This is a genomic window from Deinococcus detaillensis, assembly GCF_007280555.1.
Taxonomy (GTDB): domain Bacteria; phylum Deinococcota; class Deinococci; order Deinococcales; family Deinococcaceae; genus Deinococcus; species Deinococcus detaillensis.
This window is the reverse complement of sequence record NZ_VKDB01000007.1, coordinates 60,458-75,901: the sequence shown is the minus strand read 5'-3', so window position 1 is coordinate 75,901 and position 15,444 is coordinate 60,458. Positions and strand designations below refer to the sequence as shown.

At 59.1% G+C, this 15,444-nt stretch carries 12 protein-coding genes; 4 read left to right on the top strand and 8 right to left on the bottom strand.

Going from position 1 to position 15,444, the window contains the following annotated elements; translation table 11 throughout:
* Positions 1-31: 31 nt before the first annotated feature.
* The 3 genes from pyrH (at position 32) to FNU79_RS08880 (ending at position 2,218) form a co-directional block, all read left to right on the top strand.
* Positions 32-739, top strand: coding sequence for a UMP kinase (gene pyrH / locus FNU79_RS08890; protein ID WP_143720498.1), 708 nt, complete (start codon positions 32-34; stop codon positions 737-739).
* A gap of 52 nt (positions 740-791) precedes the next feature.
* On the top strand, positions 792-1,334 hold the full coding sequence (gene frr / locus FNU79_RS08885; protein ID WP_143720497.1) for a ribosome recycling factor: 543 nt from the start codon (positions 792-794) through the stop codon (positions 1,332-1,334).
* A 62-nt stretch (positions 1,335-1,396) separates the two neighbouring features.
* Complete coding sequence (locus tag FNU79_RS08880) at positions 1,397-2,218, top strand: phosphatidate cytidylyltransferase (RefSeq protein WP_143720551.1); 822 nt, start codon at positions 1,397-1,399, stop codon at positions 2,216-2,218.
* Positions 2,219-2,380: 162 nt separating this feature from the next.
* On the opposite strand, the gene FNU79_RS08875 is transcribed toward FNU79_RS08880, so the two are convergent.
* From FNU79_RS08875 to rpoD, 6 genes are all read right to left on the bottom strand, one after another.
* Positions 2,381-3,652 (bottom strand): ABC transporter substrate-binding protein, encoded by a 1,272-nt coding sequence (locus FNU79_RS08875; protein WP_225429984.1) that lies wholly within the window; start codon positions 3,650-3,652, stop codon positions 2,381-2,383.
* 210 nt (positions 3,653-3,862) lie between these two features.
* Positions 3,863-4,729 carry a carbohydrate ABC transporter permease gene (locus FNU79_RS08870; RefSeq protein WP_143720495.1) on the bottom strand — a complete coding sequence of 289 codons (867 nt, stop codon included), beginning with the start codon at positions 4,727-4,729 and terminating at the stop codon, positions 3,863-3,865.
* The gene (locus tag FNU79_RS08865; RefSeq protein ID WP_225429983.1) at positions 4,719-5,675 is read right to left on the bottom strand and encodes a carbohydrate ABC transporter permease; all 957 of its coding nucleotides are present in this window, start codon (positions 5,673-5,675) and stop codon (positions 4,719-4,721) included. The genes FNU79_RS08870 and FNU79_RS08865 overlap by 11 nt, the downstream gene beginning before the upstream one ends.
* Before the next feature lie 309 nt (positions 5,676-5,984).
* Positions 5,985-7,280 carry an ABC transporter substrate-binding protein gene (locus FNU79_RS08860; protein WP_225429982.1) on the bottom strand — a complete coding sequence of 432 codons (1,296 nt, stop codon included), beginning with the start codon at positions 7,278-7,280 and terminating at the stop codon, positions 5,985-5,987.
* A gap of 180 nt (positions 7,281-7,460) precedes the next feature.
* A complete protein-coding gene (locus FNU79_RS08855) occupies positions 7,461-8,150 on the bottom strand; it encodes a glycerophosphodiester phosphodiesterase (RefSeq protein WP_143720494.1) in 690 nt (229 codons plus the stop codon).
* Positions 8,151-8,257: 107 nt separating this feature from the next.
* Positions 8,258-9,898 (bottom strand): RNA polymerase sigma factor RpoD, encoded by a 1,641-nt coding sequence (rpoD, locus tag FNU79_RS08850; RefSeq protein ID WP_185974655.1) that lies wholly within the window; start codon positions 9,896-9,898, stop codon positions 8,258-8,260.
* Positions 9,899-10,376: 478 nt separating this feature from the next.
* Between rpoD and FNU79_RS08845 the strand changes: the two genes are divergently transcribed.
* Entirely contained in the window at positions 10,377-12,956 is a 2,580-nt protein-coding gene (locus FNU79_RS08845) for a C1 family peptidase (RefSeq protein WP_143720493.1), read from the top strand.
* Positions 12,957-13,015: 59 nt separating this feature from the next.
* Here the strand turns inward: FNU79_RS08845 and FNU79_RS08840 are convergent, their stop codons facing one another.
* Together FNU79_RS08840 and gatA are read right to left on the bottom strand one after the other, a co-directional pair.
* On the bottom strand, positions 13,016-13,957 hold the full coding sequence (locus FNU79_RS08840; RefSeq protein WP_143720492.1) for a GNAT family N-acetyltransferase: 942 nt from the start codon (positions 13,955-13,957) through the stop codon (positions 13,016-13,018).
* Positions 13,944-15,410 carry an Asp-tRNA(Asn)/Glu-tRNA(Gln) amidotransferase subunit GatA gene (gene gatA, locus FNU79_RS08835; RefSeq protein ID WP_143720491.1) on the bottom strand — a complete coding sequence of 489 codons (1,467 nt, stop codon included), beginning with the start codon at positions 15,408-15,410 and terminating at the stop codon, positions 13,944-13,946. The genes FNU79_RS08840 and gatA overlap by 14 nt, the downstream gene beginning before the upstream one ends.
* Positions 15,411-15,444: the final 34 nt, after the last annotated feature.

Sequence of the window (15,444 nt, the reverse complement as noted above, 5' to 3'; positions counted from 1 at the left end):
ACAAACTCCAAGCCTAAAAACGAGGTCAGCCATGTATAAACGGGTTTTACTTAAACTCTCCGGCGAATTTTTATCGGGCGAACAAGGCTTTGGAATCGTGCCGGAAGCCACCGATAAGCTGGCCCACGACATCGTTTCGGCGCTGGAAGGCACCGACGTGGAGCTGTCCATCGTGATCGGAGGCGGCAACTTCTGGCGCGGCGCTCGCAACGGTCAGGGCATGGATCCGGCCACGGCAGACTACATCGGGATGCTCGGCACCGTCATGAACGCTATGGCCCTGCAAGACTCGATGGAGCGGGCCGGAAAGCCCACCCGCGTGATGAGCGCCATCCACATGGCCGCTGTCGCCGAGCCGTATATTCGCCGCCGCGCCATGCGCCACATGGAAAAGGGCCGGGTGGTCATTTTCGGCGGTGGCAACGGAGCGCCGTTTTTTACCACTGACACCACCGCCACGCTGCGGGCGCTGGAAGTCGGCGCGGAAGTGGTGCTGTACGCCAAAAACAAAGTGGACGGCGTCTACGATTCTGACCCGCAGAAAAACCCGGACGCGGTGCGCTACGATCAGCTCAGCCACATGGATGTGGTGGAAAAGCGCCTCGCGGTGATGGACGCCACCGCCATTACCCTGTGCATGGATAAAGGCCTGCCGCTGGTGGTCTTTGATATTTTTCAGGAAGGCAATTTGCGCCGCCTGTTCGTGGGCGAGCGGGTCGGAACACTGATTACTTCGTAGCTTCTAAAATTAGCAACCACACACAAGACCAAAGGAGTGAATGCTCATGGACATGAAACAACTTCAAACTGAATCACGTAGCAAAATGCTCAAGGCCATTGAAGCGCTCGATCAAAGCCTGTCGGTGCTCCGCACGGGCCGCGCCAATCCGGGCATTCTCAAAAAAGTGCAGGTGAACTATTACGGCTCCACCATGCCGATTGACCAGGTGGCCAGCATCAGCACGCCGGACGCCCGCACCTTGGTCATCACGCCCTGGGACAGAGGAGCGCTCAACCCGATTGAGAAGGCCATCCGTGATTCGGATCTGGGCCTCAATCCCAACAACAGAGGCGACACCATCTTTATCAGCTTGCCGATGCTCACAGAGGAGCGCCGCAAAGACCTGATCAAAAATGCCCGCAACTACGGCGAGGATGCCAAAGTTGCGGTTCGCAGCTTACGCAAGCACGCGCTAGACGACCTCAAGAAAGTCGAGGGCGTGGGCGAAGACGACATTAAGCGCGGGGAAGCCGACGTCCAGAAGCTGACCGACGAATTTATCAAGCGGGTTGATGATACGGTCAGCGCCAAGGAGCAGGACATCTTAGGGTGAGCAAGGCCCCGGCCACCCCGCCGCCCGCTTTGCCGCCGAGCTTATCGCCCGCGCCAAAGCGGATGGAATCGCTCAGCACCCGCTTTACCACCTCGGTGGTGGGCTTTGCCTTGGTGTGTGTGGCGGTGTATTTCGGCTGGGTAACCCTGCTGCCGTTTTTGTTGCTGATCGGCTTTTTGGCCCTGCGCGAATACATCCACATGGTCGACCGGCGCGACATCGACGTGCGGCGCACCGGGCTGTACCTGTTCGGCGCGGCCATTTTGGTGGCCAGCTATCCGGGCTGGCCTGTGCCCTGGGCGGGCGGCTCATGGCGTGAGGTGGTGCTGACTGCTGCCACCGGGTACCTGCTGGTGGTAGAAGTCATGCAGCCCGGTGAGCGGCCCCTCGAGCGCGTGGTCTACAGCTTGTTTGGCCTGCTGTATATCCCGTGGCTGCTCGGCTACTTTCTGATGCTGCGCTACAGCCCCGACGCGGAGGGCGGCCTGCTGTTCTTCGCCCTGCCGCTGCTGGCCACCTTTGCCGCAGACACCGGCGGCTATTTTTTCGGTTATTTCTTTGGCAAGCGCAAATTGGCTCCCGAAGTCAGCCCTGGCAAAACAGTAGAAGGTGCGCTGGGCGGGTTACTGGTCAGCTTTTTGGTGGTGGTCGTCGTGACCCGCCTCGCCAACATCTGGAGTCTGCCCGACGCCTTTTTGTACGCGGTGATGGTGGCCAGCGCTTCGCAGCTCGGCGACCTCAGCGAGAGTTTGATTAAACGCTCGCTGGGTGCCAAAGACAGCGGCAATACCTTACCGGGTCACGGCGGCATTTTAGACCGCTTGGATTCGCTGCTGTTTGCCGTGCCGATTACCTATGTGTTTTTGAATATCAATGTGTTCTGAAAGCAGTTGACGGATAAGAACAAGGCCCTGAAGCAAATCTCAGGGCCTTCTTATCCTTGAGCGTCAACTGCGTATGGCCCCCAAGTGGTTGAGTTGGTCGCAGAGGCCAGCAGCGTTGCGTTTGACTTCGCCCTCCTGCGCCCACTTATGGTCCAATGGGTCTTATTTGAAGTTGGCGTTGTAATCGGCGATGGCGGCGTCGGCCTTGGTTTTGGCCTCAGCGAGCGCGGCGTCAACCGGTGTGCCGCTCAGCACCCTTTGCAATCCCTCTTCCACCGCACGCCGAACTTGTGGACTCGCTCCGTTGAGCGCTCCGGCGGTGGCGGGGCTGGGAACGGTGTTGGTCTGCTGATTGAAGGCGACGAGTTGCAGCGGCGCTTGCTTGAACCAGCCTTCTTTCCTGAGCAGGGCAATGCTGCTCTGGCGCACCGGATAGTAGCCGGTCAGCTTGTGCCAGTCGGCCATGTTCTGGGCGTTGGTCAGGTAGAGGGTAAAATCCAGCGCGGCCTCGGCCTCAGCCTTGCTGATATTTTTGGCCAGCCAGATGCTCGCGCCGCCCAAAACTACGCCGTTGCGCTTGCTGCCCGTGGGAATCGGCAATTTGCCCACGCCCATCTGAAAGCCCGCTCGCTTGGCACCGTCACCGTTGTTGCCAATTTTGGAAGTCGAAGTGATGTGAAACACCACTTTTTGATTGGTGAAGATGGCGTCACTGCCGTCAAAGTCTTCGAGTCTGCCGGTATAAGAAAAGTATTTGTTGTCTTGCAGCGTCTTAAAAAATTGGAAGATGGTCTTGGCGGCTGGGCTATCCAAGTTGGTGGCGGTGGCACGCCCACTTCTGCCGTTGTCGTTGTTGAGAAACGGCACGCCTTGCTCGGCCATCCAGTTTTCAAAAAACCAGCCGTTGAGACTCATCCCGAAGCAGGTCACGCCGAGGTTGGCCGCTTCGATCTTTTTGCAGTCGGCCAGCAAACCGCCGAATGTGGTGGGCGGTTGTTTGGGATTCAGACCGGCTTTTTGCATCAAGTCTTTGTTGTAATAGAGCACCGGGCTGCTGGAATTAAACGGTAAGCTGTTGACCTTGCCGCCAATAGTGTAATAATTGATGACTGGCTTGATATAATCGTTGAAGTCCACATTCTTAACGGCGCTGACCGGCTGAAAAATGCCGCTGTCTAAGGCGAGTTGGCTGCCGCCTTCAAAAATTTGTGCCAAAGCGGGTGGATTGCCCTGTCTTGCGGCCAGAATGGTGGCTGTAATCAGTTCGCTGTCGTTTCCTTTGGCCACAGGCTTGACCGTCGTTCCGGGGTGCATTTTGTTGTAGTCATCGGCGCGGGCCTGAATCCAATTCCCGCGTTTAGGATCTCCAAAGGTGTGCCAGAATTCGATATTGGTTTGAGCGGCGGCTGTTCCCATCAGAGCGAGTGTCAACATGATTTTTCTCATTGAGTTAAGGTAATTGGTTGGCTACTCGATATTATGTAAGCCGGGATAAGATGCACGAAAATGGTGAGGTTTTGGGCCGCCCAACTTCATTAAGGCCGGGCTGGTTTCGCTTGTACCCTTGAGTTTTGCAAATGAAGAAGCCTGCTGAACCTCAACACGAGATTCAGCAGGCTTCTTCTAAAATTTAGAAGGAAAAGACTACTTGTCTTGTCCGAGGGCAAAGCCTTTGCTGAACTGCTCTTGCAGCAAGGTGAAGACCAGCAGTGGCGGCACCAGAGTGATCAAGGCTCCGGCCATCACCGCGCCCCAATCTGTTTGACCGCCCACGTCGATCAATCGGCGTAGGCCCACCTGCACCACCTGTTTGTCGTCGGACTGCATAATCACCAGCGGCCAGAGGTACTGATCCCAGGCCCCCACGAACTGAATGACCGCCAGCGCTCCGATGGTGTTCCAGCTCATAGGAATCAGGATTTTGCTGAGGAAGGTCATCGGGCCGCAGCCGTCAATGCGGGCGGCGTCGGCCAGCGACAGCGGAATATTCATGAAATGCTGCCGAAACAAAAAGGTGCCGGTGGCTGAGGCCAAAAACGGCACGATGATGGCCGCGTAGCTGTCAGACCATTTGAGGGTGCCCGACACCAGATCAAACAGCGCCACGATCAGCAGCTCGGTGGGCAGCATCAGCGTGAAGAGCACCAGCGCAAATGCCACGCTTTTGAGGGGAAAGCGGAAGTAAACGAAAGCGAGTGCGGCCAGCAGCGACAAGATGGTTTTGCCCACCGTGACGCAGATGGTGACGACAAACGAGTTGAACATGAAGCGGCCCAGGTGGGCGTCGCCCCAAACGCTGGCGAGGTTGTGGAAGAACTGGGTGCCCGGCAAGAGACTCGGCCCGATCACCTGATCGCTGGACTGGGTCGCCTTGATCAGCGCGAACACCAGCGGCGAGGCGATGACAATCACGGCAATAATCAAAACCACATGAACCCACAGGTGGCGGATTGGCGGCTTGCTGGAGCGGGGTTTGGCCGTCTGCGGTAATGAAACGGCTTTAGGCGCCATAGTGCACTCTCCGGTTGCCGTATCTGAACTGCATGACGGTAATCACCCCGACCATGACCAGCATCAGCACCGCTTGGCTGGCGGCCACGCCGGTTTTGAAATTGCGGAAGCCGTCTTCGTAGAGCTGGTAGATCAAAAAGGTGGTGATGCCGGTTTGGCCGTAGACGGGCCCGCCGCGCGTTAGGATATCGACCAAGCCGAAGCTGTCAAACAGCGCGTAGACCAAATTGGTAAACACCAAGAAGAAGGTCATGGGGGAGAGCAGCGGAAAGGTGACTTTCCAAAATGATTGCCAACCGCTCGCGCCGTCGATGGCCGCCGCTTCCGAAACCTCGCCGGGGATGTTTTGGAGAGCGGCCAGATAAAAGACCACGTTGTAGCCCAGTCCTTTCCAGACGGCGGCCAAGACCACCAAGCCGAAAGCCAGGAGTGGGTTGTCCAGCCAACGCGGACGCACGCCGACCAAGGAGGACAGCACGCTGTTGACCACGCCGATTTCAGGATTGAACAAAAACAGCCAGATGGTGCCCGCGATGGCCGGAGACAGCGCGTAAGGATAAATCAGCATGAGGCGGTAAAACTTGGCTCCAGCAATCGGGCGGCTGGCCAGCCACGCCAGGCCCATCGCCGAAAATAAGCCCAAAACGATGACCAGAGCGCAGTAAATGAGGGTCTGCAAGATGACTTGGTGGTACACCGGACTGGACAGCAGCTCGGCAAATTGCGCCAGACCCACGAAACTTTCATTGCCCAAAATGATGTTGGAGCGGAACAAACTCAGCCGCAAGGTTCGGAGCGCTGGGTAATAGAGAAAGATGGCCAAAATGATGAAGGTGGGCAGCAAAAAAAGCCAGGGCAGCACAGGGTTGCGGAAGGTGGCCCGCTCTTCTGGGGCGCTGCTCACCTTGCCTGCTTTGGGTACGCGGCGTTTAGACGTCAGGCTCAAGGGAAACTCCTCCGGCAGGGCGAGTACGAAAGTGGAACTGAGAGGCCATAAAAAAATTTGGCCCAAGCCGACTCAACCTTACACTTGGGCCAATACTATTGATTTTTGTTTAATGTGGAAGTACAAAAATAACCTTTCGGCTGGCGGCTCGGCCCCTCTCCCGGAGCATGAAGAAGAGAGGCGAGTGGGTTCGAGATTCGGAGCTGCGTGAAGGCCAGGAAAGAGAGCAGCCCCCCGTATGGTGGCGGGGGGAGTAGTAGCAAACTCAGGGCGAAACAGAGCCGTTGAGCGGTAAAGGAAAAGCAGCGGTTATTTGAAGTTTTTGTTGTAGTCGGTCAGGGCCGCGTTGATCTGGCTGGCGGTTTCGGCCAGCGTAGCATCGACGCTCTGTCCACCCAGGACTTTCTGGAGGCCCTGCTCCATGATGGTGCGGGTCTGGATCGCCACGCCGTTGAGGCCGCCCGCGCTGGCGGTGTTGTTCTTGGTGGCCAGCAACTGGTTAAAGGCGGTGATTTGCAGCGGTGAGCCGCTAAACCAGCCTTGGCTGCGCAGCGAAGTGATGCTGCTGTTGCGCACCGGGTAATAGCCGGTCAGCTTGTGCCAGTCGGCCATGTTTTTGGTGTTGGTCATGTACAGGGCAAAGTCGAGCGCCGCATCGGCTTGGGGCTTGGTGATGCTCTTGGAAATCCACAGCGAAGCGCCGCCGATGACCACGCCGTTGCGCTTGGTGCCGTCCGGAATAGGCAGCACACCGACGCCGATTTGGAAGCCTGCCGTCTTGGCCGAGGCGATCTGGTTGCCCAAGTCCGCCGTGCTGTTGATGGTAAAGGCGGCCCGCTGGTTGCTGAAAATGGCGTTGGTGCCGTCAGTGTCGGCCAGCTTGCCGGTGTTGGTGATGTAGCCCTTGTCCTGAAGGTCTTTGAAGAATTGGAAAATCTTCTTGCCTGCCGGGCCGTTGAGGGTGGTGGCGGTGGCGCGGGCGGTGCGCCCGTTGCCGTTGTTGAACAAGTCGGCGTTTTGCTCGGACATCCACTGCTCCACAAACCAGCCGTAAAGCGCCAAGCTCATGCATTTGGTGTCGGGCAGCGCCACTTTGAGCTTGTCACAGGCTTTGATGATTCCGCCGAAGGTGGTGGGCGGCGCGGCAGGATTGAGGCCCGCTTTGGTCAGCATGTCTTTGTTGAAATACAAAACCGGAGACGAGCTGTTAAACGGCAAGCTGTTGACCTTGCCGTTGATGGTGTAGTAATTGATGACGGGTTTGATGTAATCGCTGAAATCTACATTCTTAACGGAGCTGACCGGCTGAAACACCCCGGAGTCGAGGGCCAACTGGCTGCCGACCTCAAAGATTTGTACCAGGGCTGGGGCTTTGTTCTGGCGGGCGGCCAAAATGGTGGCCTGCAAGGAGTCGTTGTAGCCTCCTTTGTAGCTGGGCACCACCGTCACGCTGGGGTGGGCTTTGTTGTATTCGTCAGCGCGGGCTTTGATCCAGTCCGCCCGCTTGGCGTCGCCGAAAGAGTGCCAAAATTCAACGGTCGTTTGGGCCGCCGCCATTTGAAAAGCGGTGCCGCCGAGGGCCAGCATCAACATGATTCGTTTCATGAAACTCCTTTTACACTTGAAGCAGGGTCTGCCCATTGACGCGCCCTGGCCCAGACAATAAACGTCTCAGAGCCTAATGAGATTTCGTCAAGTGGTTGTCATCTATTCTAACCTGACATTGACCTGACACAGCTGTTAACAGAGGCGCTGACAGAGCCGCTCATACAGCCGCTTGGCTGCTCATACGCCCGCTCTGGCGCTCAGCAACTCCTCCGGCACGTCACCGATCAGGCCTGCGACGCCCAGGGCCAGCAGCTCACGTCCCTGCACCGCCTCATTGATCGTCCAGGTGTTGACGCGCCAGCCTTCCCGCGCCGCCATTTCCATCAGCTCCGGCGTAATGAGTCTGAAGTGCGGGTGGAGGGCCGCCACCTCCAAGCGCCGCGCCACTTCCGGCACCAAGTCGCAGCCGATGTGGTACGTCCGGTGATACAAAAAGCCGCGCTCGATCTGCGGGGCGTGCTGCTGGGCGGCCAGCAGTTGCAGCGGGCTGAACGAACTGACAAGCACCTGACTTGTCAGGCCGTAGGCCCGCACCAAATCCAACGTTTCCTCGGTGCGCCCGTCGCCCTTGCCCACTTCTGGCTTAATTTCCAAATTGAGGTACGCGCCGGTCTCTGCCGCCCACACCAGCACCTCCGGCAGCAGCGGCATGTAAGCAGGCAAGTCGGCGCGGTTGAGAGCGCTGAGTTTGCGTCCGTCTTTAAGCTGGGCGTCATGGCAAATCACCAAACCGCCGTCGCCCAGCCGCCGAATGTCAGTTTCCACGCCGTCCAGGCCCGCGTCGAGAGCAGCTTGAAATCCGGCGAGCGAGTTTTCGGGGTGCAGGCGGGGTGTGCCTCGGTGGCCGAGTAGCAGGGCAGAAGTCATGCTTCCTAGCCTAGCGAAACTTGCTCCAGAAATGGGGGAGAGTCGGGTGAGGCACACCAAAAACGGCCACCTCCCAGTTGGAAAGGTGGCCGCCCACATCTTGAAGCTCAGTCCAAAAAGTCGCGCAGTTTGCGGGTGCGGCTCTCGTGGTACTTGAGCTTACGCAGCGCTTTGTTTTCAATCTGGCGGATGCGCTCACGGGTAACGTTAAAGCGCTGGCCGACTTCTTCGAGCGTATGCTCGCGCCCGTCCACCAGGCCCTTGCGGAATTTGAGCACCATCGCTTCCCGTTCGGTCAGCTTGCCCAGCGCTTTTTCGAGTTCCTCAGAAAGCAGGGTCTTGGCGGCGTTCTCGACGGGGCTGTCCAGGTTCTCGTCGGGAATGAAGTCGCCGTAGAAGCTATCTTTTTCGTCGCCAATCGGCGTTTCAAGTGACACAGGCTCCTGAGAGACCTTCTGGACTTCTTCGACCTTGGGCGCGTCCCAACCCGGCCCCATCGCCTCGGCAATTTCTTCGTAAGTGGGTTCGCGGCTGAGTTCTTGCTGAAGCTGCCTGGCCGTGCGGGTCAGCTTGTTGATGGTTTCGACCATATGCACCGGAATGCGGATGGTGCGGGCCTGATCGGCAATCGCCCTGTTGATGGCCTGCCGAATCCACCACGTCGCGTAAGTGGAGAACTTGTAGCGGCGGCGGTACTCGAACTTCTCCACCGCCCGGATCAGGCCCTGATTGCCTTCCTGAATCAAATCGAGGAAACCCAGTCCGCGTCCGGTGTACTTCTTGGCGATGCTGACCACAAGGCGTAAGTTGGCTTCGATCAAGCCTTGGCGGGCCGCCGCGCCGTCTTCCATCTGGCGCTTGAGACGGCGCTGGGCACGCTCTTCGAGTTCCGGTTCTTCCTCGTGGGATTTGCGGGCTTCCTCACCTTCTTCGATGCGGCGGGCCAGCGCGATTTCTTCTTCCAAGGTCAGCAGCGGAACCCGGCCAATTTCGTGCAGGTACTGGCGCACCGGATCATTGCTGACGGCGCGGGGCATGTCGTCGAAGTATTTTTCTTCGTCGTCGGCTTCCTCTTTTTCCTTTTCCTCGCCCTCGGCGTCTTCTTCTTCCTCGTCTTCTTCGAGGTCTTGAATTTCGATGTGCTGGCTCTGAATGTAGAGCTGCAAATCTTCAAAGGCGTCCGCAGTTTCGGGGTCGAGGCCGCCCGCTTCCAGGGCGGTGGTCAGGGCGGTGGCAATTTCTTCCGCCGTCAGCGTGCCCGCCACTTTGCCGGTTTTGAGCAGCTCCTGAATGCTGGCGTGCTGGTAATACGGCTTTTCTTGGGCAGCGCTGGCCGATTTGCTGGCTTTTTTGCTCGGCTTGTCGGCGGCTTCACCCGACTTGCCAGCGGCTTTGCCTTTGCTGACCGAATCCGGTTGCGCGGCGTCGGTTTTCTTGGTGCTGGCCTTTTTGGCAGGAGCTTTTTTGGTCGCGGCCTTTGTGGCGGGCGCGGCTTTGGCCGTATCAGCTTTAGCGGTGTCGGCTTTGACAGCGGTGGCAGTGGGCGCAGTGCCCGCATCAGTGGTTTGAGTAACGGCGGATGTCGCGTCGGCAGATTCGGCTCGCTCGCTCAGCTCCAGCGCAGTGGGTTTTTTGACCCGCGATTTGGGCGCAGTTTTGGCGGGCGCTTTGGCCGGTTCGGAAGCCGGCTCAACGGGTGCGGCGGGCGGTTGAATCTTTTTGCGGCGGGCAGTGGGTTGTTCAGCCATGTTTGCTCCAAAGTGACCTCAACGAACAGGCCAGAGGTGGGGCTTGTTGCGGCGAGGAGTGTGACGTAGTCCGGGAAGTGTAGATCAGAAAAGGGTGCGAAAAATAAGAAATTTCAAATTCCTCTTTCTCACTTAACGGGTTAGTCTAGCAGTTGATTCTAAAAAAGCTTCCGTGAGCCTTATCTTTGCGGCGGCGTGGGAAGGCAGACGGGTGGGCAAGGCTGCTCAGAGCGCTCGCCTGCTGGACAACCGGAGCTTACTCAGCTGCCTCTGCATTGAGTTTGGCTGTCTTGGGGCCGCGCCAGCCAAGCGAGTGCCCCAGACATGTCCGCTTCCTGTCCGGGCGAAAACGAAGTTTAACAGTTTTTTAACGCCCTGTAATTTAGGGTGCAATGACACGCCGTCTTAAGCGCCGGTGAAGGGGCAGCCTGCCTCTTTACGCCGGACGCTGGGCACTTGACGTGTGGAGAGGGAGAAGATGAAAAGCGAACTCACCAAGGTTTTACTTGTGGGCACGTTGCTCAGCATGGTGCTGGCGAGCTGTGGAGGGAGCGGCGACTCCAAACCCAAGCCGCCGCCCGATGCGTCTTTGTTTACGGCGGCCAATGCATGGGCTGGCAGCGCCCCCAGCGACGCCACCACACTCACGCCCGACGAGTTTCAGGCCAAAGTCAAGAGCGGCGAGATCGAGCTGATCACCGCCCAAGACCTCAAAGGTCAGGAACAGACCTGGCGCGATCAATATGTCCAAGACCAAGCCTTCCTTAAGGCCATTCCCGCCGATCAGCGTAGCCCCGATGTCGAAGCGCTGCTGAACCAGACCCCTGACTTGCCGATGACCCCCGGCGGCGATTACATCATCACCGTCAAAAACAACGATGGCACCACCTTCAATACCATCACCTTGGGCAAGCAAAGCCAGATGCGCCAGATCGTCGAGAGCTTTAAGCAGGCCAGCAGTCCTGAAAACGCGCTCACGGCTTATCAAGCGGCCTATGACGCTTCGCCCGCCGACATCCAGGGCAAGGTGCCTGCCCCCAGCAGACTCGGCGGCCAGTCTGTGACCGAGATCATGAACGCGCTGGACAATTTGGATGACGCCCTTGCCAGCGTAGAAAACCTGGACAACACCCGCACCGAACCCCAGTCGCTGACTTCCCAAAGCGGCCCCGGCAACGGCGCAGATAATTCTGGTATCTGCACGCCGTCTAATGCGGGCATCACCAAGAATTTCTGGTGGCCGCTCAAACGCTTTACCACGCCGGTCAAGCAGCAAGGCATGCGCGGCAGTTGCTGGGGCTTTGCGGCGGTAGCGGCGCTGGAAAGCCGCGAGATGGTGGTGCGTGATCAGACGCTTAACCTCAGCGAGCAGTACATCGTCAATAAAAATAAGCGCAACTATGCGCCCAGCGATTTTTGGGACGGCTTTAGCGCGGCAGCGGCCCTTAACAATATGCTCAACCACAACGACAAGATCCCCAACGAGGGCGCTTGGACGTACAACCAAGCCTACGGACGCCCCAGCACTGCCTTTGACGCCGGTGTGGCAGGCACCGCCGCTTCGTACAAGAATGCTTGCAACAACTACAGCGGGTACTGCTCGGAAACCGCTCACCAAAGCCCGCGCTCCTGCACCAGTTTCTTATTTATTACCTACTGCGCCTATAACACCGTCACAACCGTAGGCGGCGGAGTGGACGGCAGCGCCACCACCGAGGTCTGGCAAAACCTGTGGGCAACGTCTGCCGCCCACCGCCGAATCAAACACTTTCCGCTCAACACCATCCGGGCGCTGCTGGCCAGTGGTCAGCCCCTGCTGGCATCGTTTGGCGTGTTTCCCGGTTGGGACGGCCCCAGTGTCGGCGGTTTTGTGACCAATTACAGCGGTACCAACGGACGCGGCGGCCACGTCGTGCTCATGACCGGCTATATTTCCAACGCCACTTTGGCCCAGCGCTTGCCGTCTGCGCCGGCTGGAGCGGGCGGCGGCTACTTCATCATCAAGAACTCGTGGGGCTGCGGAGCCGCCGACGCGGGGTACTACTACGTGCCAGTCAATTACGTGACCTTATTTTTCTCCGATCTCACGCGCATGAACATGACCACTTCGCGCTCAGCACGCTGGAACACCGAAGTGGTGCAGGGTAAAGGCAGCGCCGGCCCGCAGGTCAGCTTGACTGCGCCGTTCACTTTTTCTGGAGGCTTCCATCAGCCGTTCTACTTCAATTTCCAAAAAATCCAGACGTTCAGCGCCCGCGTCAATGACGCCACCGACGGTCAGGACTGCTGCTCCAGCAGCCTCGAATGGTTCTCGGCCAAAGCAGGCGTGAATAAAATCGGCAGCGGTAAAACCGTCAACTTGAACTTGGCGGGCAGCGGCGCGAGCGATACCATCACCGCCAAAGCCAAAGACTCGGACGGTAATGTAGGCCAGATCAGTTTTATGGTGTACGACGGCGGCTATCCCATAGTGACCGTTCTCTATCCGCAGCAGGGATCGACCTTGCCGCTCAAGACTCCCACCCTTTTGCAGGCGAACGCCGTGCAGTTTCTGGGCGGCGGTAACCTGGACACGGCTCTGAACTGTGCCGGCATGACCTGGAAGAGCAGCAAAGCCGGTGAAGGCCCGTGGACAGGATGCACGCCCAGCGTGAGCTTTACCACGTCCGGCCCGCGCACCCTGACCGCCAGTCAGACTTACGATGGCCGCACAGACAGCAAAACCGTGAGCGTCACGGTGGCTGAAGCGCCGACCCCGCCGACGCCCACCGTGGTGGTGACCATCACCGCGCCCAAGCTGCCGTATTCAGTCGGAACTTACGGCTCCAGCGTTCTTGTCGACTTCGCGGGCAGCGTGACGCTCAACGGCGTGAGCACGTCGTGCGCGACGCTGGCTTGGAAGGCAGTCAGTGCGACCAAAACATACACCGGCACCGGCTGCGCTCCCAAAATTGATCTGAATGTCGGTGTCTATACCGTGACCGTCACTTACACAAACGGCTCGGCGCAAGGCTCGGCCAGCGGAACAGTGACGATTGTTCAGAAAATAGTTGGTTAGCGTTTAGCACCCGCTGTACTGGCCCGCTTTCCCGACCTGGGGGGAGCGGGCTTGTCTGGTCACAGTCTGACCTGCATCCAGCCGCCCACGTCCACCCGCCCGGCCCGCAGAGCCGCCGTGATCGCACCCTCATTCTCGGCGTGAATGATGCCGATCAGCACGCGGCTTTGATCCGGCAAAGCGCGGGCCAGCAGCGTGCTGAGAAATGTGCCGTAGCCCTTGCCGCGAAATAGCGGGGCCAGAATCAATTCCTGCACCACATAAGCATCCAGGCCCAGCGTATCGGCTGCGAAGTTTTCGGTGCTCCCGATGTATCCGGCCCACTCACCATTGACCAGCACATCGAAGAGCGTTCCCGCTTCGATCAACGCCTGCAAGGTTTCTTCACTTTCGATTTGGGCTTGCTGCGGGTGGTCGGGGTGCCGAGCGTCCACGCTGGCGTAGGCGGCCTGCGCGTCTGGGTAATGCCGTAAGTCCGAGGTGGGCCGGGTACTGAGTTCGGTCGGCACGTCCACCTTTCTGAGCTCCACAATCGGCGCGGCCAGAAAGCGCTTGTCGGGTGAGGTTTCTGGAAAATGTCCGGCAGGCGCGGCGCTCCAGAGTCTCAAATACAGCGGCTTGAATGTTCCGTAGACCTCGCGGGCGACTTCAGCCAGAGCGGGCAAATCCAGCTCAGTCAGCGGGCGGCTGAGCAGACTGGCGTCCACGAAGGGTTTGGCTCTGTCCAGTCCCTCGAATCGGATGCTCAGCATGGCGTGGAGGTCGGGCGGGACATTGACCCAGCGGTTGAGGAACGCTTGTGCGCCTTGGCCCACGTCCAGAAACTCGGCCCGCTTGGCAGCCAAGTCGAGGTCACCAGCAAGTTGTAAATCAAACTCGTAAATCTCCGCGAGGCGCTCTAGACGTGTCTCGTCGGGTTCCCAAATGCGGGTCAGCGGGTGCTGGGCGGCTAAACCGAAGTGGGCCAGCTCTGGAGCGGTGGGTAACTCAGCGGGGAGCAAGTTCCACCTTCACCGCTCCGCTGCGCTCCAAAGCGCTCGCCACCGTCAGCAGTTTTTCGTCGCTGAGTGCGGGGGCGATCAGTTGGATGCCCAGCGGTAAGCGCTTGCCGTCAACCGTCTCGAATCCGGCGGGCACGCTCAGCGCGGGCAACCCTGCCAAGCTGATCGCCACCGTATCCACATCGGCGGCGTACATGGCCACCGGATCGCTGACTTTTTCGCCGCGCTTAAAGGCCGGAAAGGGGCTGGTGGGCGTGATCAGAATGTCGAACTGTCCAAAGGCCCGGTTGAAGTCGTCGGCGATCAGGCGGCGCACTTTCATAGCTTTGCTGTAATAAGCGTCGTAATACCCGCTGGAGAGCGCGTAGGTGCCGATCAGAATACGGCGTTTGACCTCGCGCCCGAAACCCTGTCCCCGCGCCCGACTCATGGACGTGTTCACGTCGCCCGCATCCACCCGCTCTCCGTAGACCATGCCGTCATAGCGGGCCAAATTGCTGCTGGCTTCCGGCGTGGAGATTAGGTAGTAAGCGGCCACCGCGTGCTGGAGGGTCGGCAAGCTGATTTCGCTGACCGCCGCGCCCAAGTCCTTGAGGGCGTCCAGCATGTGCTTCAAAGCCGCTTCCACGCCCGCCGTGTTGCTGCCCAGCGACTCGCTAATCACCCCCACCCGCAGACCCTTAATATCTGCGCCGAGTGCCGCCGCGAAGTGGGGAGCGGCGTCCAAGCTGGTGGCGTCCATCGGGTCGTGTCCGCTGATGGCGTCCAGCATCAGGGCCAAATCTTGGGCTGAGGTAGCAAATGGCCCGATCTGATCGAGGCTGCTGGCGTGCGCCACCAAACCGTAGCGGCTGACGCGCCCGTAAGTCGGCTTGAAGCCGTAGACGCCCGTAAATCCGGCGGGCTGGCGCACCGAGCCGCCGGTATCTGAGCCGAGTGAGAGCGGCACCATACCCGAAGCCACCGCCGCCGCGCTGCCGCCGGAGGTGCCGCCGGGTACGCGGGAGGGGTCCCAGGGATTCTGGGTGGCCCCAAACGCGCCGGTTTCGGTACTCGACCCCATCGCAAACTCGTCCATGTTGGCCTTGCCCACGATGACGGCCCCGGCCCGCTGCACCTTTTGCACGGCGGTGGCGGTGTAAGGACTGACATAGCCCGCCAGCATCCGGCTGCCGCAGGTGGTGGCGGTGCCGATCAGGTTCAGATTGTCTTTGATGACGATGGGCACGCCGGCCAGCGGTAAGGTTTCGCCAGCTTCTAAGCGGCGCGACACCTCGGCGGCTTGAGCGTCTACCTGTTCGGCGCTCAGCACGCTAATCAGCGAACCGAAGACATCCGCTTCAGCGCGGTCGCGGGCGTCTTGGACAAAGCGCTGGGGACTTTGACCGCCCTGAACGGCGGCGGCAATTTGGGCGGCGGTGAGCTGGGTTTTGGGGAGGAGATCGGAGGACATGGGAAGTAGTTTAGGGCTTCGAGGGGGCTAGGGG